The organism is Rhodanobacteraceae bacterium, assembly GCA_024234055.1.
Classification (GTDB): domain Bacteria; phylum Pseudomonadota; class Gammaproteobacteria; order Xanthomonadales; family SZUA-5; genus JADKFD01.
This window is the reverse complement of sequence record JACKOW010000002.1, coordinates 309,648-331,382: the sequence shown is the minus strand read 5'-3', so window position 1 is coordinate 331,382 and position 21,735 is coordinate 309,648. Positions and strand designations below refer to the sequence as shown.

Sequence of the window (21,735 nt, the reverse complement as noted above, 5' to 3'; positions counted from 1 at the left end):
CCGCGGCGCGGCAGCTGGTTTGTGCGAAGAGCTCGATCCGCAGTCGGCTTGAATGCATAGTTAGATTTCGCCGAACCGCGCATAGGGTGCGTTTTCAATGATCATAATTGTCCGTGTTTTCCCAGGTGCACGCGTTCAACGAAAGCTCGCAATTCACTAAGTCGTTCATCACCGAGCGGAACACTAGCCAACAGCTTCGTAACAAATTTCGGACCGTGAGAACCAATCTGGGGACAAAACGCTTCTATTTCACCTACGGGGATAAGATAGATTCCGACTCCCTCAAGAATATCCCTCAGCGCGTTGTAACTCTGTTGAGCATCTCCCTTTGGAATTGCACGCGTTCCGAACCTCTTCACCTCTGCCCAAGGTTTGCCCTGTTTCAGTGCCTCGATGATGTCACTTTTCGGAAGCTCGTTTTCATCGATACTCCCAAGTATGCCTATAATTTCCTTCTTTATCTCGGGATTGTCTTTTGCTTTAATACCCTTCCTCACTGCAGAGTCCACTCTCGACCAAAGTTTTTCCACATCTTCCCAGCGGCCCCCGAATGCTTCAACCGTTGACTCAACCAATGACCGTTCGGCCAAAAAGTCGAGGTCAAACACAGCTTTTACTGGAACACCGATTCGGCGCAACACGGTTGCGACCTTCGGAACTCCATGTTTGCCCCCAGTTGGCACGTAGGCAGTATCTTCCCATTGCTTTGTATCCCCGGATGCCAAGTGATCCGCAACTGAGTTTATTAACCTGCAGTCACTATCGTCCTCGCAGATTATTGTTTGTTCATGAAATATCCCTTCTAGTGCGTTGGAATAACGCAGCTCCGGCTTCTCCCAAAGTTCCCGGATCACCGTTGGTTCTGCCTCGGCCACCAAATTGACGCTACCCTCTCGGCGGATGCGCAATATCCTTACGTTGCCCTTTGTTCCCTCCAAGAATCCACGCAAAATGTCACTACTGTGCGTTGCCACGAGTAACTGACCATCGACTTCGGAGGCCAGCGTCTCGCCCAATCTTCGCATTTGGGGCGGATGCAGGAAGGCCTCCGGCTCATCAATCAAAGTAACGTTCCTATTAGCGACAACGGCTTCAAACAGGATTCCAGCGTAGCTCTTCATTCCGTCGCCTTGCTTGTCAAGGAGTGGGTTCTCCCGAACAGCCGCGACATACGCGTTACTCACCCGATCGATGCCCACGCCAGGACCCGGAATCTCTCCCACATGAATTGGGAGACGACTTCCACCTCGGAAGTCAAACATGAGATCCTTTCCAAATGCGCGCTTAAACAACGCGCTAATTCTGGACATCAGTGCTTCGTCATCATACAGAATGTGCTGTGGCTTCGATTTTTGGTCTCCAGGCGCAATGCTGCCTTGCTGTTCACACACCTTCAGTCGATCATCCGCCGCAATCTTTTTGAAAAAACCGTCCACCAGCGTGTGTTGAAGATCGGGCTGGCTCCAGAATTCAATGTGGTTTTCAGCAACTGACCAGTCGGTATATTGATATACGCCCCTTAGATATGTCCCGTTTCTTTCCAAGAATCGTTTTAATTCCTCTTTTGTCCCGGACTTAAACAGTCTTAATTCGGAAACTACTAGCGGCCTTTCCTTTTTTCCACTCCTGGCGAGTGCTATTATTTCCCTAAGTGATTGGGATTTTCCGCTATTGTTTGGACCGACTATAATCACTTTTTCCTTCGGGCCCAATTTAAAAGCATGGCCGCCGGAAAATTCGATTGATTCGATGGATGCAGAAGGCTTCAATTTTTCTCTCTTGTCTAGTTGCTCACGCTTTGCAGCGTTGAAGGTTGGAAAATTCGTGATCCTGATCATCACGAGTGATGTTGCCCGCTTCGTCTACGACATCCTGCCCGATTGACGGACGTTGCGCACGTTCGGTTAACGCATCTTCCGCAGGTTTACATGCCTTGTGCGTGTGTTAAGGATTTTTGTCCAGTTCCTCTCCCAAAGAAGGGATTCTCCGGCGCTTTGTTTCATCATCTCGCCTAAGTTCAATGAATATGTGACGCGGAATGTCGGGAGATTTGATTTCATGCCTTACCTCTGGCACATAGCCGTTTTTGTGGCTCATCTCCCTCAACTTCTCTGAAATAAACAAAGTCTTTTCGTCGATGATTTGTCTAAAGAAGTTTGAAAGTTCGCCATATAGTCTGGACTTCCGATAGGCATCTCCAAACGGATCCATGATGGTCTTTTTGAGTACAAATAGTGCAGCGGCCGCTATTGTGCCTTCCAATACAATAGAGCCTGTTGATACATTCGTGATACGCAGTCGCTCGTGTCTCAGGTTTCGTATTCGTTCCTTAGCAGCATCGGCGATGATTGGCGGAATACGAAGCGATTGTGACGCTTGCTCAATGTCTCTTCGATCGGAATTGTAGAGCACGTTTTCAATTAGGTCTAATGCATCACGAAAATTCAGGCTTTCGGTGCCTTCATCGCATGCTAGGCGGACGTGTAGAACGATGTCATGAGGTCGGTATTTCATCTGTCTTTTCCTCGCGTAGCGCCACATTATTTCGTTGGGGTGTCTTAAGCTGGTTGGGCAAGGGGCTCGTAGTAAAATTGGCTTCACTGCGCATCTTAGGTGTTTCAACCAGTTGACAACAAAGTTCGCGCTGAGATGGATGGTACCGATGAAAGGCTACGTATACGGAATTCCCGGCAGAGCAGATTCGGCATCGGTGATTTCTCAGGGCCAAATCTGTTCCAGTTCGCGCTAGGAAGTTGAATCCGTACGATGAAGCCACGGGGGTTCCGCCCCGTCAGGAACCCATCCTTCCCGTTGATGCAACGCATTCTCACACATTCACGTTTGCATCAATGCCGAATTGCTTTAGATATTCGAAGCCATTGTTATTGATTTCGCAATTATAGAGTCTCGCGACATGGCGGTTAATATGCCCGTCGGAGGTGGCAATGTAATTTTGCGCTGCTCTATGCAATATTCGTACCCTTCTTTGATGATACTGCGCGCTAGCTTCAGCTATCAATTTTTCCAGTATTTTTGTGAGGCTTATGGAATCCAGCGCGATGCCATCTAAAGATCGCTCGATACTAATTTTATCTTTCGAGGCATCTGCAAGATCAATTGAAAATAATGACTCTTTGTATTTGCCCAGGGTTCCCCATGCTTTCTTCCACGAGTTTCTGTATCTAACTTTTTCAATAAGCTGCTCATTTGGATTGTCAAGAAATGCTCTTAACTCCGTAAGCGCAGATCGAAGAGGAGAGAATTCATCTCTAACTTCAAGTGCATTTTTTAGGAAATCCTCTTTTCGTGTGCTCCGCTCTAAAACCATCAGAGGCACAGGTGGAATAGGGACGGTATAGTATGGTGCTAGCGCGAGTCTGTGGCTCCGCCTAAGTTGCTGAAGTACGTGTGAAAGATTCTTGTGCTGAAGAATAAGATTGCAAAACGTGTGCTCCTCCTTTACACATGCATATTTTTCGTAGATATGTCGCTGGCGCAATAGGGGTAATGAGGAAAGTCCCGTTTGTTCCTCTGCGCCTATCAGGCGGGCTGTTTCGAACCATGAATCGATGAGTGTAGACTTTGCCATTTGTGGATTTCTGGGGACGTACTTTGTTGCATGTGTTGCTTCCGGCCTTGGACCGACGTCCGCCGGTTGACTGTTGACTTCTTGTTTGGATATTACCCCAGCTGCTGTCAATAGTCGTACTTCTTGCTCCCATTTGCCTTTGAGCTTGTTTCCTATGGGAACCAATTCGTCATACAAAATAATCCCTTCAAGAACTGTGCAGAAATCTAAAAACTCGAGCAAAGAGAAACTGCCTTGCACATCTCCAATTGTTTTTCCGAATCCACTCCAATCGACTAGGGCCTTACTGACATATCTACTCATCGTGTTCTCTGCAAATTGGATAGTTGTTCGGTGGGTCCGCTTAGATTTGGCAATTTTTGTGTGGTTCGGTGCGCGCAACAAACCGGGTCGATCGGACAACGGGATTCGGATCATGAAGGTAGATCCGAGTCACAGCGCGCTCCGGATCCTCGGTTATTACACGTTACACAGTTTGTTTGATTGTCGCGCATTACTCAGGTGATCCTAATCGTAGGTCCCGAATCTTGCGGGCTTTGACTTCATGGTCAGCTTTCCTTGGATGTGCGCGATATGAAGAGGTGTTCGCGATTCTTCTTGATCGCAGTACTGAGCTTCTCCTGCAGTTCCTGATGTTTACTAAAAAAGTTTACGTTCATGGGGATGTCAAAATAAACTTTGGTGTGCGTTCCAGGTTTCCTAACGCTTTCTTTACTTGCTGCCTATATGACGGGCCGCGGCATTGCCTCCGCGTATCCCGCCTGAAAATAGCAAGACTAGCGCTCGTCAGTGAGGTCGGCGATTACGAATGTAGCGAGTCCAAGTTCTTTCCTGATTCTTCCGACTAGATCTTCGTGGGCGTCCTCTTGGTCAAATCGTATGGAGACTCCGCCTGCATCTGCGACCGTTTGCTCGATTGCCACGAATCGTTCATCAAACTCGCGGGAGATCACTTGGTGTCCTTGTGAGCCGTGTTTTTTGCCTCGGGTTTGCATTACAACAAACATGCGGGGAAGCTTTCTCGCTAATATTTTCTCGGCACGTTCGCGAAACGTTTCTTGACTGATTTCGCGTGCCCTTGATTGTTGCAGAGAGTGGACCTGCCTTTTTGTCCCACCTTTCGTGTGTCTCATAAATCCTGAGTTCCAACTCCTGATACGACTGCACCTTCTTGGCCCATTTTGCCGTAATAATGCCGCTCGAGACAAACGTAAGAACGACCGCCGATAGGACTTGTTCTTCGCTTTTATTTGGTATTTGTTTCCGGTCTCCCGATAGTGCCGCAATAGCATGAGAGGGCACGCCCGTACCTCCAATATTAATGCTAATAATAATCATGTTTCAGTTTGTCCGCGTAAAAGTTGCGCTTGACCTCATTAGTGAATTGCCCTCGGATGGCACATTGCATTTTCGCGAATGTCTGCTCTGTCGGCATCGCCACATTTCTACTGCTCCACGTCGGACGCGGTACGAAACTGGGACACTCAATGCCGTTCGCGCGGCTTGACGGGTATCGGCTGACATCAGCGTTTGCTTCATTGACTTGGGATGAAGGGTAGTTTTGATGTGAGGCAGGAGGTCGCGGGGGCGTGAGTCGTCTCAGCTGTTCCGCAACTTCCCGACGAACGGTATAGGCCTTCGTGCGCGTAGGCAGTTGTTTGCGCGAATCGCCGTGCGTTGGGGTCTAGGGCTGGCATGGTTGAGCTTGCAGCCGGGCTGAATCGGCTGGTGGGTGCCTAGTCTTGCCGGCGTCGGCTACCTGCCCAAGATGGGTTGGGTCAGGTGCGGGATCGGTGGTGCCAGCGGCGCTGAGTAGCGACGTTTGGCTTCGACGTGCTCACTGGGATCCAGCAGGTGACGTTTCCCGCCAACCGCCACCGCTGCTGTCGCAACGGTCGTTGTGCAGCCACACTCACGCATGTGCGTTTTGGATGCAGCGTTGTATCGCCCGGCACTGATCGATGAACCCTGCGCACGTCAGCCGTGAATCGCTGTGGTGCACGCGTGTTGGCGAAACGTGCATCGTTGTATGGATTCCCGTTGTCGGTCAATCGCTGGGGATGCACGCATGTGTTCGCGCACATGCATCGTTGTATGGCGGGGGGTGATCGGTGCACCTTGGAGGTGCATGCGTGTATCTCCGTCACGGATCGATGCGTTGAAATCATGGATCGACTTGGTCGCTGGGCGCGTCGCTGTGTGCTGCGAGTGGGCGCGGCGCGATGGTCGGCTCGGGCGTGCTGGGCGGTTTTGGCGGTCGGGATCACGCGAGACAGTTTGTTGCACTTTGTTCGGTTGCGTCTCAGCCTGTGAGATTGGCGGGGTGTCAAATGCTTCTCGTGCCGAGTGGCACACCTGTCCGGCGAGGGCGTCGGGTGGGTCATTGATCGATATGGAGAATGAAACGATGAATCAGAACCTTGCTACCTTGAACCTCAGCGATGCGCAGTTGAACGCCATCGATTCCGCCTTGACCGAGCTGGAGACCCAGCTTTCGGGTTTGGTGGCTCTCACTTCTTCCAGCAAGCTGCGTGCAGCCAAGCTGGGTGAGAAGTCTGAGTCCTTCTGCCGTCAGGCACTGCAGATGTTGAGTGAGAATCCGCAGATCATTCCGCCTAACCTGAATGTGGCAGAGGCGGTTGCCGATCTGGCAGCGCGTGACCGTTTGCGTCCGCGTTTGATTCGGTTGTCGCGCTTGTTGGCGCGTGGCAATGACACCGACTTCGCCCTGGGCAGTGATGCCATGGCGGTAGCGGTGCAGGGTTATGGCTTGCTCAAACTGGTGGGCCGCAGCGAGGGCCTGGAGCCCATGCGCAAGGCCTTGGGTTCGCGTTTCAGCAAGTCGCGTCGATCCGCAGCAGAGGAGAAGAAAGTGGCGTAGCCGCTACTCGCCTTCGCTGAAGGACAGAAGGCCGCCGCAAGGCGGTTTTTTTGTGGGCGGAATTTGACCTGGCTGCGGCTGGCGCAGCTTTGACGCGCGGGCCATTCACAGACAGCGCGGTTTTCGTCGGCTGGGCCAGAATGATCGCGTTCGGGTGGCTGTTTGGGGGCAGGGGTTCCAGTGTCGCGCCCGATACTCGCGCTCGTGCACAGGGACACCGAAGCGCTGACCAGACACGATCTCGACGCCAGCGCGCAACCTGCGGACAAGTGGCCGCATCACCGGGCATAACCGGCGCGCCGTCCGATGTTCAGACTGTAGTGGACGAGTGACCAGGCGCCTTCTGCCTGGCTCGCTCGCCCCATCAGTCCCTGAGGAGGTACCGCCATGAGCCCGTTTTTTCGATTCATCATCACTGTGCTGGCCCTCGTTGCAATTGCGCCGCCCGCCAGCGCCGGAATAGCCTTGGAACGCGCTGTCTGCAGCGTGCGATTGTCACCCGGCATGTCGGAGGGCTTGGGGCGCTTCGGTGGTTTGGTGATTACCACCAAGGCCAGCTATGCGGACTGCACTGACCGATTCGCGCCCTTGCAGGTGTACATGCTGTGCTCAACAGCGGCGACCAGTTCGTCTTGCACGGTCGACTCCCGTTTCCTTTACACCGAACTGGCCTTGCTCGCTGTTTACAACGCGCTGGTTGACGCCCGCCACGCGCTCGACCTGGTCGATGTCTTCTTCGAGGGCGTCCAGGACAATCGAGGTCAGCAGATTCGGGTCGGGAGCGGCTAGCCGCCGCAACCTGCGGCTTGTGTACGCCACGCAGGTGCGTTCCCCGGCACCTGCAGCACCCGAGAGCGCCGGGGAATCGCTGCGCTCTCCATGAACCCATACCCCAAGCCATCGGATTTCCGTTGGTCGTTTGTCCTGGCCCGGTGCGCTGGTAGGAGGGCCCTTGCGGCGCGAACGCTGTGCTTGGGTGCGGCTGCTGGTCGCGACGCGAGGTCGCTCCTACGGCGAAGAGCGCGGGGGAGTCGCCTCCGGGGCGTCGGGTTGCTGCTGTGGAGGGCGCCGCGCTGCGGCGCCGCTGTGCGGTGAGCGGAGTTCAAGAGCGGCCGCGCAGGCGCGCGTCCCTCCTCAAAGCCGCTCCGTGCCTGCCAGGGTTCATGGCCCGTGGGCAGTGTCGGGCCGACACAGTGGCTCGCAATGACGGTTGTTCGGACGCTCCTCACCGCGATGCCTTGGGATCGCCTTTGCTCAGGGTCCGCGCCCGCATGATCCAGGGCATCCGTGTCGCCAACCGGGGCAGTTCCACACCGGCCGCTTCCAGCGCGGCCAGCTCACGCGCCCATTGCGCGAAATTGGCATCGCGCCCGAGCACGTCGAAGATCTCAAGGTGCGCGTTGATGACCTCCAGGCGCACCATCCGATCGATTGCCGGATCCTGGGCGCGCTGCCACCACGGCGCGAGACGGGCGAGCGCGTTGTCGACATCGTGCCCGGCGCGCACCTCGCAGGTCGCCAGCAGGCGCGCCAGCACGTCGCCAGGTATCGCTGGATTGGCTGCAAGCCGCGATTCGATCGGCCCGATCATCTCCAGCACGCGGTCACAGCGACGGGGGCGGAGAGTCCAGCTCAACCGAAACAAGGTCATGTCGCGGCCTGCCTCGGTGAGTTCGGTATCCGCCAATGCTGCGGCGAGGGCGGCCTCAGTCGCCGCAATCGCCTGATCGTAGCGGCCGTCCCGTTGGTTCAGTGAGGACGTGATCATGTAGACCCGCAGCGCCAGCGGCGCGGGAAGTTCAGCGCGATGTTGGTACAGCGCGTCTAGCCGAGCGTGCGCGGCAGCCGCGCGCCCCTCGTTGAACTCCAGCTGCGCGATGCTGACTTCGGCCCAGATGCAGTCCTGGACGACGCCGCGTGCGGCCTCACAGATTGGGGCTTGCGCTGCCGCGACCTCGTTTGCCGTGACACCGACACCTGCCAGGAACCCACTCTGCTGTGCCGCCTGCATCATCAGCCGCAGCCGGGGCCGGCTTCCCAGCGGCATCGCGCGCGCCACCTCGACCAGTTGCCGCTGCAGCGGTGGATCGATCAACCCCTGCAAGCCCGCCAGCTGCAGACCCGTCGTGATCTGCGCCGCGATGGTGGGATGCGCGTATCCAAGGCGCGGGATCTGCTCGTCGATCGTCGCATGCAGCCTGGCGCGCCACTCCGAGCGGCCAGCAAGGGCATCGGACAGGTTTTGTGCAACGACGCGCAGCGCCGCCAGAACCGGGTGATCGGCGGGCAGGCGCAGGGACAGCCGCGCGTAGGCCTCGCTTGCCTCTGCCGCCAGCCGGCGCGGTGCATCCGGGCCAGCGCCACCCGTCGCTATCGCAACAAGTTGCGTCAGGTGCAGGCCGATCTCGATCTCGGCATCCAGCGTGGCGTCGTCGATTGCCGGCGCAAGCGCGGTCGCCCGCGGCCACAGCGCACGCGCGGCGGCGAGCCGCGCGGCAGCGGTTTGATCGCGGAACTGGGCGGTCGCGATCCCCGAAGCGCTGATCAGCGATCCGGCGTGGAGCAGCGGGTCGGCGAGCACGTGCGGATCAGCCAGCAGCGCCTCGGCCGCGCGTGCCGACTCGGCGATGTCCACATGCTCGAACGCGACCATGAGGCGGCGCAGCTCGGCCTGTGCGCGAGCCCGCCCAAGACCGAGTTCGGCGGCGATATCCGCCGCCGCTGCAAAGCCATCAATCGCCGCCTGATCGTCGCCGATCTGCGCCTGCGCCAGCGCCACCGTGTATTGAACCGGCAGGCGGATCTGCGGCGGCATATCGGCCAGCTGCGTCGGCGCCGCGCGCAGCACCTCCCGGAACGCCACCTCCGGTTTGCCCGCAATCACCGGATTGCCGGCCGCGAACACGCGGCCCAGCGCCTCCTGCGTGCCGCGAGCCTGCGCCAGTGCAGCCTCGGCGCGGTCGCGATCGCGCGCGGCACCGAACCCGAACATCAGCGCCAGTGCGCTGCCGATCAGCAAGCCACCCAGCGCCACCGCAAACGCGGCCACTTGCGCCGGCTTGCGCCGCGCATACAGCATTGCGCGCCGCCACGCCGATGGCCGCCGCGCGCGGATCGGCTCGGCGGCCAGATAGCGCCGCAGATCGTCGGCGAGCAGCCCCGCACTGGCGTAGCGCTGCTGCGGACTCTTCGCCAGCGCGGTCTCGACGATCACCTCCAGATCGCCGCGCAAGCTGCGATCGAGCCGCGACAGCGGCGGCGGCGTGGCCTCGCCTACCTGTCGCAGTGCCTCCAGCGGGGTCAGTCCCGCCACCGGCAGCGGCAAGCGGTCGGTCATCAACTCATAGGCGATCACGCCCAGCGCGTAGACATCGCTGCGCGCGTCCGGCCGCGCGCTGCCGCTGGCCTGCTCCGGGCTCATGTAGGCCGGCGTGCCGAGCAGCATCCCGGTCTCGGTCAGCGTATGGCCCTCGCCCAGCATCTGGCCGATGCCGAAGTCGAGCACTCTGGGTTGGCCGTCGCCATCGACCAGGATGTTCGAGGGCTTGAGATCGCGGTGCACCACGCCGCGCGCATGCGCATGTTCGACCGCATCGGCCACGCGCGCCAGCAGCGCCAGTCGCTCATCGCGCGACAGCGTGGCGCAATGCGTGGCGAGGTCGCGGCCTTCGACGTACTCCATGACCAGATACGGCCTACCGTCGGTCTCTGCATCGACCTCGACGATGCGCGCGATTCCCGGGTGAGACAGCCGTGCCAGCAATTCCGCCTCGCGCCGGAAGCGCGCCAGCGCTGCAGCGCCGCTGGCGCCCGCCAGCAACTTCAGCGCCACCAACCGCTGCGGGTTGGCTTGCTCGGCGAGATACACCACACCCATGCCGCCGCGGCCGAGGGTGCTCAGGATGCGGTAGCGACCGATGTGCCGACCCTCAGCCGTTTCGTGCTCGGAATCGCCGGTTTCGGCGCCGAAGGTATCCGCATCGGCGTCGGCCAGCATCGCGACCACCGCGGCGCGCAGCGCTTCATCGATCGCCTGCGCCGTCAGCCACGCCGTGCGCTCGGCGCGCGGCCGCGCTGACGCCGCTTCGAACAGCGCCTTCACCTCGGGCCAACGCTCGCGAAGCGGATTTTGCATGGGCGTAGGCTAGCAGCCTGTCGGACTTGAAATATCGAAGCGAAAATCCCTGCCTGCTGTGCCGCTATGCTGTGGCCGAAGCCAGCCCTTGCTCCGCCGAGCCCTGACCATGATCACCCAACTGATCCACCGCGCCGCCACCGGCGACCGCGCCGCTTTCGATGCGGCGTTCGCGGCGATCCAGCTCGAACTGCGCGGGCTTGCGGCGCGCCGACTCGCCGCCGATTCGCGCGCGACGCTGTCGCCGACCATGCTGGTCAACGAAACCTGGCTCAAGCTCGCCGGCAGCGTGGTGCGCGCCGACGATCGGGCGCATTTTTTTCGCATCGCCGCAATGGCGATGAAGCAGATCTGGATCGACCGCCAACGCTCGCGCGCGGCTGAACTGGAGCGCATCCGCCTGTACGTCGACGGCATGCCGGAAATCGGCGGCGAACCGGTCGCTTCCGCGGACTGGACCGAACTGGTCGACTGGGACGCGGCGATGCGCACGCTCGAACGCGACGATCCGGAACTGGCCGAACTGGTCGCGCTGCGCGTGTTCTCCGGCCTCGACCTCCACGAGGTCGCGGCCCTGCAGGGCGTGTCGCTGCGGACCGTGCAACGCCAGTGGCGCACGGCGCGGGCGTTCCTGCTCAACGTCTGAGCACATCACAAGCCGCACCATCGATGCGCCACTGGGGTCCGCCGCTATTCGAAGCCGTTGGCGAACATCGGCGCTCTGATCATGCGCAGCACGAACGGGTCCTCGTCGGTGCCCTGGAATTCCCGGTTGCCGGCGATCAGCAGTCGCGTGATCGTGGGGCGCGTATCAAGCAGCAGTTTGCGGCCGCGATGCATCGGTGTCGTGTTGCCGGAGGCGGTAATCAGCGCAGGAAGGTATGAGAGGTCGGCCGCCAGGTCGGTGTCGCGGAAGCGCAGAAGTTGCGGAGTCGAGGTGTCGAGGAACAGGTTGCCGGTCGCCAGCGTGGTGAGCACGTAGATGGACTGTCCCGAGTATTCGAAGGCTTCGACGGTGTTCGTCGTCACCGGCGGAATCGAAGCGAAGCTGAATGTCGCGAACGTGCGAGTGCCACAGCGAACCGCGGCAATGGTGCCGGTGGCCGTCACGTTGAACTGCATCAGCCAGTTGAATTTCCTGCCACTGGCCACTGGGGTGGCGCTGATCGTTGATGAGCCCGCAACATGCACGCGTCCGAGGCTGTCAACGTGGGCCTTGTCGACCGTACTCGAGCTGCCCAGGGGGCAATGTTGACCGATCGCGATCGTGGCAATGCTCGGCTGAGGATTCAATTGTGTCGTCGCGTACTGCAGCACCTCCACCGCCAGGGGCTGGTTGTCCTCGTTGAGTTCGTTGATGAAAACCACTTTCCCGTCGTCCTTGCCACCGCTGCCCAAGGTCCGGGTCGTCAGCGAACCGGAGGGGGAGATCAGTCTGGCGAATCCCAGGGTGCCCCCGGACATGGGCCCCTGCACGATTTGATATCCGGTCCAGTCGCCGTCGGTGATTCCGAGCCACATCGCGGCGTTGAATCTGCCACTGAAGCAGTTCATTTCGGCCACCCGTTCGAAGCGACCTGCGCCGTAGGCAAATCGACCGTCGCTCGCGCCGAAGGCCATGTCCTGGACGCCAACGGCGCTGTACTTTCGGAACTCGATTCCGTTGCCCTGGGACGAAGTCGTGTGCATGCCGAGCACGAATCCGCCACTGGCCGGATCCTGGCAAGCCGCGTTGACACCCAATACATTGAGGTTGACGGTATTGCGTGATTGCACACCGGTCGGTGTCACACGAACGAAGGTCGGGCTCACGCCACCGGATGCGTTCGCGGTTTCGGCGACGACGATGTAGTCGCCAAAGTCGATCGGGAAGATGGCGACCGTGCGGTCCTGGTTGTTAGAGCCCGGGGCATCGTTCGGTGCGTAGACGGTGCCGTTCAAGCCAAACCCGACGTCCAGATCGATCGGTTCCGCCGCGCACGCGGCGCTGGCGATCAAGGCTGCGACGCCAAGGCTGTGCAGGCCGAGCCGCTTGGGGCCCGCAAGTGAAGCTATACGACGGAACCCGTCGGTCAGGGCGGCCATGGCGATGTTGGAACGGTCGTTGAAGTGCGGGCCGGCGAGGGCAGGTGTGATCGGGGACAGACGCATGGGAATCTCCAGGAGAAGCCAGGGAATCAGGGGGTTGGAAAGCCGTTGCGGAACAGGCTGGGCCTGCAGGTCGCGGCGCTGGCCTTGAGCCCATGGCGACCGTCGGTGGAACTGGTCTGGTGCTTGCGCAAGACCTGGCCGAGCGCGGCATGGCGCCCGATCGCGCTGAGCGGACGGTTCTCGATCGATGCGGTGGCACGGAAAAGCTCGCGGTCAGTCGCCTCCGCCGCTGGCGCGGCGACACATCGCCACAGAATCCGGGGTGTGATTTGGAGGCGCATGTTGGGCGTCGCTCTAGGGAACTCCCATACATCTACGGCGCCGAGTGCGAAACGCGACAGAACCTGCAGTCAGCCAGCCAGACCACTCGCGCAACCTGCGGCGGCCTCGCAGGATGACCGGGCCCCATCGGGTGATGTCCTCGCCATCGCTGGAGGAACACCCTGAACGAGCATCACGGGTCCATGGAGAGCTGCCCGTGTCTGCCCGACACTGCCGACGGGCGATGAACCCCAAGCGTCATTACGACCCCGGGCTTGATCCTAGGGAAGCAATCCAGGGGTGTGCGGCGCTACCCGGATGGCTTCGTTGCTGCGCTTCTCTCCATGAACCGCATTCCGGCGCAGGCCTCCGGGGTTTCGGGTTGCTGTTGTAGGTCACGTTGCTCGCGTAGCGAGCTACGTGACGCAATTCGATGTCACGTAGTCCGCTGACGCGGACAACATGACCTACGACGGCGGGTTCATGGCCGGTGGGCAGCATCGGGCCGAAACAGGTGGCTCTCCATGAACCCATATCGTAAGTTGTTGATGCGTCATTGCGAGGAGCGCAGCGACGAAGCAATCCAGGGTAGCGCCGCACATCCCTGGATTGCTTCGCTACGCTCGCAATGACGCCGAGGGTTCATGGCCCGTGGGCAGTTTCAGGCAGATACAGGTGGCTCGCAATGACGCATCCACAACTTGCGTCTGGCAGAGCCTGCACACCCACCGATTGCGCCTTAACTCGGCGTCATAAGGTCAGGACTACGTCGCTTTGGGCTGCTCCGCCTTCCGCGGCGGGGTCTCGACGGAGGGTTACAGAGCGCTCGCCAAGTTCGCTCACTTCTCCGTCCAGCAACCGGTCGCCCTGCTTTGCCAGGAAGGACTTCTGATATCGCTTCGCCTGGAATTGAGCGACGAATCCGTCCCTGGTCCTGAAGATTCCGGCGAGTGTGATTTCGTCGATGCGTGCGCCCGCAAGGGTCTCGGGGCGCGTTGGCTCGGGTGACGGAGGCGTGGTGGTGGTGCCGACTCCAGCACCTTGGTCATCTGCAGGTGCAGGGGCATTGGCATGTGCAGGGGCAATCGTTGCGCTTTGGTCATGATCTGGCCGACCGGTTTCGACCGAGCCAAGCTCATCGAGGCTGCCCGTGTAATACCAGGCGCCACCGGCGGCAGCCGCTACCAGGATCAGACCTATCACCTTGGCTTTCACGATCTGTGCTCCAATTTCAGTCGAAGGGAAGTGTTGTGGAACAGGCCACTCGCGGGCTCGACTTCGACGAGGATTTCCGCCATCGACGCAGTGACTCCTTCTCGCGGCGCGATCATGGCCCGAAGGCTCCATCGCTATCGAGCTGTGCCGGTCTGCCTGCGCTCATCCCTGGGACCGGCGAAATCGCCACCACAGGACCAGCATGCACACAAAGGCACCGCCGGCCGGAATGGCCGCCAGCAGGGTCAGCAGCAGGCGTTTGGCCGTGCCGTGCCCGAGGGTGCCGCTGCTGCGGAATACCCCGAAGGCGCCGATCGCGGCAAAGGCAAAAGCCAGGGCTCGGAAAGTGGCGGTGGACAGGCTGGTGGCGAACATCAGCAGGACGAAGACGGCGACTGCACCTATGGCGGTGGCGATCAGGCCGATGCTGTCAGCGGCGCCGGTCACAGAGGGAGCGCCCGAGGCGCTCGTCGGCGCCGTGGCATTGCCAATGCGCCTGGTGCTGTTGCGATTCGCGTGTGGTGTATCAGGCAAAGCCCCGCTGGGTGCTGAGCCGGGCGCAGCACGACGCACCTGGGTGCGGCGCTGCTCGAGTACCGGCCTCAGGCTGCCGGGCTCCTTGATGGCCATGACCAGTTCGGCATAGTCATTGCCGGCGACGATGCCGAAGTTCCTGGCTTCGCGCACGCCACGCATGACCGCGAGCATCGACAGGGCGTTGGCCAGTGCCAGATCCTGCGGTAGCTGCTCACCCTTTCGGTAGGCCTGCGCCAGCATCAGCGCAGAAAATCCGTGGCCGGCATCAGCGGCGATGGTGAACCAATGCAGGGCCTGCTGCGGGTCCTGGGGCATGCCGTCGCCGTTCTGACAAGCCACGCCCAGATTGTAGGCCGACTGCACATGGCCCAGCTCGGCAGCGCGCCGGAAGGCAGCCACGGCCAGTGCGAAATCCTGCGCGGCGCCCTCGCCGGTGATGTGCAGGCCTGCCAACTCGTACCATGCTTCGGCATCGCCGCTCTCGCCGCGTCGTCGCAGCTCGTCCGGGCTGCGCGGGCTCAGCGCTTCGAGCGATAACCGGCTGGCATCGGCGCTGGGCTGAGTGGGCGCAGCTGCCGCTTTCGCCGCGGTGGACGTGGTTCCGGCAGCAGCAGCGGCGCCACTGCCGCCACCGGAGTCATTCCCGGGCTTGCGCGCCTGTTGCCACTGGGCATAGCGCCGGTCGAGCAGCGCGGCCAGCTGCTGAAAGTGATCCCAGGTGTCGGGAATGCCGCAGAAATCCGCCGTGGGGTGACCGGTATCGGGGAATTTCCCCTGGAACACCCGCTCATAGTCCTTTACAAAGTGGCGTTGGTAATAGGCCTGGGTGAAGGCGTTACCGACATCGCTGAGATCATCGTCGGTCAGCTTGCCGTCGCAGTGGTCAAGCAGCACCCTGCGCCCGGTGATCTTGCGTGCGCGCAACTGGCCCAGCAGCGCTGTGGCTTCAGGATCGTTCAATTCCTCCCCGGCGAGGCCGCGGGTCATGGCCCAGGCCAGATACATGCCGATGTGGGTGGCCGCATCATCGTTGTCGCGGTCGGTCTCGAAGTTCAGGAAGTAATATTCCGAATCGTCGTATTTCATGCTGTTGTTCGCGATCTCGACACCGGGCCGCCCGAGACAATATTCCTTTGTCGATGGGCCCGACAACGGCCGTCCGTTTCCGCGCTTCCCCGACTCGCAATGGCTGCCTCGCAGGCGAGGACGATGCCGTGTTCCTGTCGGACACTGCCGATAGAAGAGAAGGCATGGATGCGCTTCAAATGAGTTCGATCACCTATCGCACCGCCTCCGGTCGTGGCCATGCAAACGCCGCCCAGCGATGCCGGTGCGCTGGAGGGCGACGCCGCCCGCGTTCGACTTGAAATGATACAGAACGGTCTATATCATTCACTGCGATTCCAACGCCGGAGTAATCATGAGCAAGGTCCGCGAGCGCATCCTCGACGTCGCCACCGATCTGTTCTATCGGCAGGGGATTCAGGCAGTCGGCGTAGACGCCATCATCGACGCCGCGGATGTCGCCCGCATGAGCTTCTATCGGCATTTTCGGTCGAAGGAAGGTCTGGCCTTGGCGGTGCTGGAGCGGCGCGACGAACGACTCTGCGCCTGGTTCGAGCAGGAGGTCGAGCGTTTGGCGCCCGACGCCGAGCTGCGGCCGCTGGCAGTGTTCGACGCCCTGGCGAACCACTTGGCCAACCCCGGCTACCGCGGATGCGCCTTCCTCAACACCATCGCCGAGACGCCACCGCCCGGCCACGCGCTGCATCGCGCTGCCGCTGCGCACAAGTGCCGATTCGAGGCCTACTTCGCCCGCTTGTTGCACGCGGCCAGGCTGGACGAAAGCGCGGCCGGCGATCTTATGCTGCTGTTCGACGGGGCCGTGGTTACCGCGGTTCGCGAAGGCAATCCGAGCTCCGCCACCAGAGCCAAGCGTATGGCGGCGCGGGTGCTTGGCATCGCGCAGCCGTAAGCAGTGATGCCTGCGCAAGTTGTGACGCAAGACCCGGTCGCTGCTGGCGAACGGTTATTGCACTTGGATGTGCTACGCGGACTGGCCTTGTTCGGCGTGCTGCTGGTCAATATCGGTTACTTCTGCGGTGCCGATTTGGCACAGGAGGCAGGAGTTGCCTATCCGCCGGGAAACTTCGGTAGCGTGGCCGGCGAACTCGTTCGGGTGCTATTGGAGAACAAGGCCGCGGCGCTGCTGTCGATCCTGTTCGGTGCTGGCCTCGCCATCCAGGCCGAGCGTGCGTCGGTCAAGGGTCAGTCGCGCTGGCCCTTTGCACTGCGTCGCAGCGGGGTGCTGGCTCTGCTGGGTAGCGTGCACACGTTCTTGCTGTGGAACGTCGACATCCTGCTCGACTACGCACTGATCAGTTTGATGGTTCTACCTTTTCTGCGGCTGTCGGCTGGCCGGGTGCTGTGGGCGATCCCGGTGGTGCTGATCGCCTCGGCGGTGATTGCCGCGCCGATGCTGGCGCTGGCAACAGATTTGCCGCCCGCGCAAACCTACTCCCAGGCGCTGCAGCACTACGGCCAGGGCGGGTGGCTCGACGCCCTGCAATACCGATCGTGGGAAACGCTGCATGTGATCGGTCCAGCGCGTATTGCCAATCGCTTCGCCATCCTCGCGCCGTTCTTCATCATCGGCGTAGCGGCCTGGAAGGCAGGATGGCTTTCGGCGCCAGGCGCACACCGGCGCCGGCTGCGGCAGGTGTTCGTGCTCTGTTTCAGCTTCGGGTTAGTGGCCAACGCGGTGCCGCAAGAGGCACTTCACGCGTGGGCAAATCAGCTTGCACTGCAGCCGCTGCGGGTGTTGATCAAGGCGAGCTTTTTTTTCGCCAAGTTCGCACTGACCCTGGGCTATACGGCCGGCATCCTGTTGCTGCTGCAGCGATCGCGCTGGCGCGTGTGGCTGGGTGTGTTCGCGCCACTCGGTCGCATGGCGCTGACCCAGTACCTGCTGCAGTCGCTGGTCTGCACCTGGATCTTCTACGGCTTCGGCCTGGGCCAATACGGACGGATGCCGCTCGACCTGGCGCTGGCGCTGGGCGTGCTTCTGTTCGCCCTGCAGGTGGTCAGCAGCCGCTGGTGGCTGGCGCGCTTCAGCATCGGTCCGGTGGAGTGGCTGTGGCGACGATTGAGCTATGGCGACATCCTCAGGCATCGCACATCGTCTATCCGGTTCTCGACGAGCTGACACTTTCGTCCAGGTGGAATCTGTCGGCCAAGACGCTGCGGCAATGGCGCAGTGAGGGAATCGTGCCACCCCGACACAGCACATGGACCATGGACGCAGCCGGTGTGGGAGCGGCTTCAGCCGCGATGCTTGCCTTCGGACAGGCACCAGACCCAAATGCGGACAAAGTCCGCTCCCGCAGGGGCCAGGTTCGTGGCCCATGTGCAGTGTCGGGACTGCACACGCGACTGGAACTGACGCACCGCCGAGCCACGGGTTGGAGTTCCGGATTGAATTCTGAGTGCCCCTGCGTCGTGGTGTCACGCGTCGTCGAGATTCTGCACCAGACAGGCGAGCCCCACGGCAATCATGCCAATGTCCAGAAAACGGCCAGGCAGCGATCGGGCAGATCGTAAGCCCTTGTGAGCCGCCGCATTGGCGGTCAGCGGCTCGCCAGTTCGTAAGCCGTGCTCCGCCCGCCGCCGGTCGCCCTGGTCAATACGCCCAGATCCAGCAACTGGGTGATGTCGCGCAGTGCGGTATCGGGCGAGCACATGGCCTGTTGCGGGTCGCGCGACAACGCATGGGTAGTGTCGCGATTCCGGAATCGGCTTTCGCTGGACGTGTCTGCTTGCAGCGACCTCCGCCCGACTGGCACACTGCCTCGAAGGAGCCGTTAAACTTCCGATGCGCCCACGCCACCCGCGCCGCAGGGGGGAGATTCCATGAAACGATCGTCGACCGCAGCGCAACTGCTTGTTGCAGGATGCATCGGGCTCGGTTCGTTCGATGTGGTAGCCCAAGATGTCGCGCTGCACGCCACACCTTCCATGGACGCTTTCTGCCGGGCTGCCAACTACACCTTTCCGTACTATCCGGAGGTCTGGTGGGATCACAATCTCACGGGCGCCAATCCGAATGGCGGGGCGCGAGAGGGGCTTACCGGTTTCTGGGAATACGACCGCATCGAGGTGCCGCCGTACACCGACTGGAGAATCAACCGGATCGAAATGGTGGTTCAAGCCTACGGTGGCGGTGACACTCCTCAAGCGCAACAACGCGCCTATGACGTTGCCCTTTCGTCATTTCTCGTCAGCCCGCCTGTGCGAATCTACACAGGCTCGGCTACCTCGCCTGATCTGGATGCGCCGAGGATCTACAACCAGGGTGCTGCCGGCCAGCCGGTCAATCCCGTGCCAAGTGAATGCACCGTGGGTCCGTCACAATTCGGGCTGGGTCAGACCTACCACGGCTTCACGCTTCCTCCTGGGCCGGCATTCGGACAGAGCGGTCCATTTGCCTATTGGAACTTCCTTCTTTACGTGGATCTTGCCACCCTTCCTCCGGTGCTCAAGAACGAGACAGCGCAAACAGGGTACTTCTGGATATTGCATCAACCCATTTTCGGCGATTCCCCTGCGTGGATTGGCATGTCCGAGATCGCGACCGACACCACCAGTGTAGCGAGTTGCGAATGGGTGAATAATTTTGTGGTGCCGGCGACCAGCGTCGATTTCGAGCCCTACGGCTTCGGGTATTACAATGTTCCCAACAGTTCGATGACCGGTTCCTTGGGGATCCCTGCGAACAAGGCCTGCTGGGACCTAGACGACAATGTGTTCAGGGGGCGTCCGGTCGCCTCCTTCGTTAGCAACCCCCGGCTCCAGCGGCATCGACGCTTGATCGGCGTCAGTACGCCCAATCGTTTCGCCGACGGGTTCGAGAGTCCGTAACTTGCACCCGTCACCCCCGCGGAGGTCAGAGTGCATGTGCGGGTTCAGCGCCAACGCTCTCTGACCTCTCCGTAGCACCGGCCTAACCTCGTGCGACTGCAGAAGTCTTGCCGGTTCCAACCGGCGCCGGTGGGTGAGGGCAAGTGGAGAAGAGAGAGAAAAAGGGAGGCGAACCGGGGCGGTTTCGGGCGCGGTTCCCGGCCCTCGTGGCACCGGCAGAACCGCGCGAGTTCCGCGACGACACGGGATTCCGGGCAACAAAAAACCGGCCTTGAGGGCCGGTTCTTGTTGGTGCATAGGTGGCGGAGCGCACCCCAGGACCAGACTCGCGCTCGTGCGTCGCCCTTCGATCCCGCGGAAGTCCAACCATCCATGCGCAGTTGGGCGGCAAGATATGGTGGGCCCGCTGCATGGTGCGATCCGCCAAATCCTGATTTCGGCCGGCACTCGCCGTAGGCCCTGCCTCATTGCATGGCGGGTCGTCGAGCTGGCTTCGGTGGTCCTCCCGGCCGTATTGCGGTGCACCGACGACGGGAGGAAACGCGATGCCGGCGACTAGCGAGCGGAAACGCTCACTGATCCTCGCTGAGCACGGTGGGCAAGTCGCGAGCGCCGTGCAGGACGCGGACGACTTCAATGACGTCCGGTAGCGCGTCGAAGAAGATCACGAAGTTCCCATGCGCGCACGAGCGCAGACCCGGAGCCAGTTCTGGACGCTCGCGGTATCCGAGCGGATTGTCGGCGATACGCATGCACTGCTCGCGCAACTCGCCCACGAAAGAGACGGCGCGCGTAGGGTTGTCGCGCGCGATGTAGTCGCCAATGACCTCAATGTCTTGTTCGGCGAGCGGCTTGATGACGAGGCGCATCAACGCGCCTTGCCCATTGCCGCGTATTTGGCTTCGAGCCGGTCAAAGACCTCTTCGGCGGGCTTGGCGGGGCCGCTGGCGCGGCCAGCGGCGATTTCCGCTCGCAGTGTTTCCAGCTCCAGTTGCTTGCGGTTCTCGGTGTCTTCGAGCAAGCGAAGGCCGGCGCGGACGACTTCGCTAGCATTGTTGAAACGCCCGCTTCTTACCTGATCGCGGACGAATGTCTCGAAGTGCGGGCCCAGGGCGACGCTGGTAGGCATGACGGTTCTCCTATCTGTTACTAACAGATAGTAGGATCGGCGCCCGCCTGGGTCAATTTCCGGCGCGGTTGAGCCGGACCATGATGAGGCCGAGCGCCGCCTTCCAACGCCCGACCCGAATCGCTGGTCGAAAGCGCAGGCCGATGTGTTCCGGGCGCCTTGGGAATTCGAGGGCAAAGACCGCAGGGCCGAGGGCGAGATGCAGCGCGCCGAACGCCGCAGCAGCAAGCCCATCGACGTGTTCAAGAACTGGGCAGCGCCGCTGCGCGTCTACAAGAGCTTGGTCGTTAGCAACCAGAAGGAAAAGGCCTATGCCGGATGCCGTGCGCGGCCCGGTGACCGCCGCCCTCGGTTCTCTCAACCCGATTCCTGCTCCAATCATCGACTACTACCGATCTCCGCGACACCCGCGTAACCTCGCGCCACTGCAGAAGTCTTGCCGGTGCCAACCGGCGCCGGTGGGTGAGGGCAAGTGGAGAAGAAAGAGGAAAAGGGAGGCGAACCTGGGCGGTTTCGGGCGCTGTTCCCGGCGCGCGTGGCACCGGCAAAACCGCGCGGGTTCCGCGCCAACACGGGATTCCGGGCAACAAAAAACCGGCCTTGAGGGCCGGTTCTTGTTGGTACATTGGTGGAGCGGAGGAGGATCGAACTCCCGACCTTCGCATTGCGAACGCGACGCTCTCCCAGCTGAGCTACCGCCCCACGTCAAGCACTCAAGGATAGCAGCACTGGCTCGGCCGAGCCAAGGGTGCCGGACAGCCGGGACTGCGTGTGGCAGCCGTGGAGAGCGCCGCGCTGCGGCGCCGCTTTGGCTGTGGCATTGGATCAACAGTGGCCTCGCAGGCGCGCGGCCCTCCGCATGGCCGCGTCTGGTCCGTCACGCCGATCGTGTTGCAAGTGTGCTGAGGGGCTGGCTCAGG

16 protein-coding genes, 1 tRNA gene and 1 pseudogene are annotated in these 21,735 nt (G+C 60.9%); 6 read left to right on the top strand and 12 right to left on the bottom strand.

Translation table 11 applies throughout. The features are described from left to right. Nucleotides 1-101: 101 nt before the first annotated feature. From H7A19_05755 to H7A19_05745, 3 genes are all read right to left on the bottom strand, one after another. Nucleotides 102-1,841 carry an AAA family ATPase gene (locus H7A19_05755; protein MCP5474328.1) on the bottom strand — a complete coding sequence of 580 codons (1,740 nt, stop codon included), beginning with the start codon at nt 1,839-1,841 and terminating at the stop codon, nt 102-104. Between the two features lie 103 nt (nt 1,842-1,944). Then, nucleotides 1,945-2,514 (bottom strand): hypothetical protein, encoded by a 570-nt coding sequence (locus H7A19_05750; protein ID MCP5474327.1) that lies wholly within the window; start codon nt 2,512-2,514, stop codon nt 1,945-1,947. A 313-nt stretch (nt 2,515-2,827) separates the two neighbouring features. Beyond that, nucleotides 2,828-3,892, bottom strand: coding sequence for a hypothetical protein (locus H7A19_05745; protein MCP5474326.1), 1,065 nt, complete (start codon nt 3,890-3,892; stop codon nt 2,828-2,830). Nucleotides 3,893-5,996: 2,104 nt separating this feature from the next. Between H7A19_05745 and H7A19_05740 the strand changes: the two genes are divergently transcribed. Both H7A19_05740 and H7A19_05735 read left to right on the top strand, forming a co-directional pair. Next, nucleotides 5,997-6,470: a hypothetical protein gene (locus H7A19_05740; GenBank protein MCP5474325.1), complete on the top strand. Its 474-nt coding sequence runs from the start codon at nt 5,997-5,999 to the stop codon at nt 6,468-6,470. Between the two features lie 387 nt (nt 6,471-6,857). Beyond that, nucleotides 6,858-7,259: a hypothetical protein gene (locus tag H7A19_05735; protein MCP5474324.1), complete on the top strand. Its 402-nt coding sequence runs from the start codon at nt 6,858-6,860 to the stop codon at nt 7,257-7,259. Nucleotides 7,260-7,695: 436 nt separating this feature from the next. Here the strand turns inward: H7A19_05735 and H7A19_05730 are convergent, their stop codons facing one another. Then, nucleotides 7,696-10,605, bottom strand: a complete 2,910-nt coding sequence (locus H7A19_05730) for a serine/threonine protein kinase (protein ID MCP5474323.1) — start codon at nt 10,603-10,605, stop codon at nt 7,696-7,698. 109 nt (nt 10,606-10,714) lie between these two features. Between H7A19_05730 and H7A19_05725 the strand changes: the two genes are divergently transcribed. Beyond that, nucleotides 10,715-11,251 (top strand): RNA polymerase subunit sigma, encoded by a 537-nt coding sequence (locus H7A19_05725; GenBank protein MCP5474322.1) that lies wholly within the window; start codon nt 10,715-10,717, stop codon nt 11,249-11,251. Nucleotides 11,252-11,295: 44 nt separating this feature from the next. Here H7A19_05725 and H7A19_05720 read toward each other — a convergent pair whose 3' ends face one another. The 4 genes from H7A19_05720 to H7A19_05705 form a co-directional block, all read right to left on the bottom strand. Next, nucleotides 11,296-12,756, bottom strand: a complete 1,461-nt coding sequence (locus H7A19_05720) for a hypothetical protein (protein MCP5474321.1) — start codon at nt 12,754-12,756, stop codon at nt 11,296-11,298. A gap of 26 nt (nt 12,757-12,782) precedes the next feature. Then, entirely contained in the window at nt 12,783-13,037 is a 255-nt protein-coding gene (locus tag H7A19_05715) for a hypothetical protein (GenBank protein ID MCP5474320.1), read from the bottom strand. 730 nt (nt 13,038-13,767) lie between these two features. After that, nucleotides 13,768-14,232 (bottom strand): hypothetical protein, encoded by a 465-nt coding sequence (locus H7A19_05710; protein MCP5474319.1) that lies wholly within the window; start codon nt 14,230-14,232, stop codon nt 13,768-13,770. A 162-nt stretch (nt 14,233-14,394) separates the two neighbouring features. After that, nucleotides 14,395-15,855: a sel1 repeat family protein gene (locus tag H7A19_05705; protein MCP5474318.1), complete on the bottom strand. Its 1,461-nt coding sequence runs from the start codon at nt 15,853-15,855 to the stop codon at nt 14,395-14,397. A 334-nt stretch (nt 15,856-16,189) separates the two neighbouring features. On the opposite strand from H7A19_05705, the gene H7A19_05700 reads away from it, so the two are divergent. After that, nucleotides 16,190-16,744 carry a TetR/AcrR family transcriptional regulator gene (locus H7A19_05700; GenBank protein ID MCP5474317.1) on the top strand — a complete coding sequence of 185 codons (555 nt, stop codon included), beginning with the start codon at nt 16,190-16,192 and terminating at the stop codon, nt 16,742-16,744. Between the two features lie 63 nt (nt 16,745-16,807). Then, the gene (locus H7A19_05695) at nt 16,808-17,974 is read left to right on the top strand and encodes a DUF418 domain-containing protein (GenBank protein ID MCP5474316.1); all 1,167 of its coding nucleotides are present in this window, start codon (nt 16,808-16,810) and stop codon (nt 17,972-17,974) included. Between the two features lie 421 nt (nt 17,975-18,395). Here the strand turns inward: H7A19_05695 and H7A19_05690 are convergent. Then, nucleotides 18,396-18,512: pseudogene (locus H7A19_05690) on the bottom strand (DUF4172 domain-containing protein). A 166-nt stretch (nt 18,513-18,678) separates the two neighbouring features. On the opposite strand from H7A19_05690, the gene H7A19_05685 reads away from it, so the two are divergent. Continuing rightward, nucleotides 18,679-19,686 (top strand): hypothetical protein, encoded by a 1,008-nt coding sequence (locus H7A19_05685; GenBank protein ID MCP5474315.1) that lies wholly within the window; start codon nt 18,679-18,681, stop codon nt 19,684-19,686. Nucleotides 19,687-20,258: 572 nt separating this feature from the next. Here H7A19_05685 and H7A19_05680 read toward each other — a convergent pair. From H7A19_05680 to H7A19_05670, 3 genes are all read right to left on the bottom strand, one after another. After that, on the bottom strand, nt 20,259-20,555 hold the full coding sequence (locus H7A19_05680) for a type II toxin-antitoxin system RelE/ParE family toxin (protein MCP5474314.1): 297 nt from the start codon (nt 20,553-20,555) through the stop codon (nt 20,259-20,261). After that, nucleotides 20,555-20,815 (bottom strand): type II toxin-antitoxin system ParD family antitoxin, encoded by a 261-nt coding sequence (locus H7A19_05675; protein ID MCP5474313.1) that lies wholly within the window; start codon nt 20,813-20,815, stop codon nt 20,555-20,557. The genes H7A19_05680 and H7A19_05675 overlap by 1 nt, the downstream gene beginning before the upstream one ends. A gap of 626 nt (nt 20,816-21,441) precedes the next feature. After that, nucleotides 21,442-21,517 (bottom strand) — tRNA-Ala (locus tag H7A19_05670). Nucleotides 21,518-21,735: the final 218 nt, after the last annotated feature.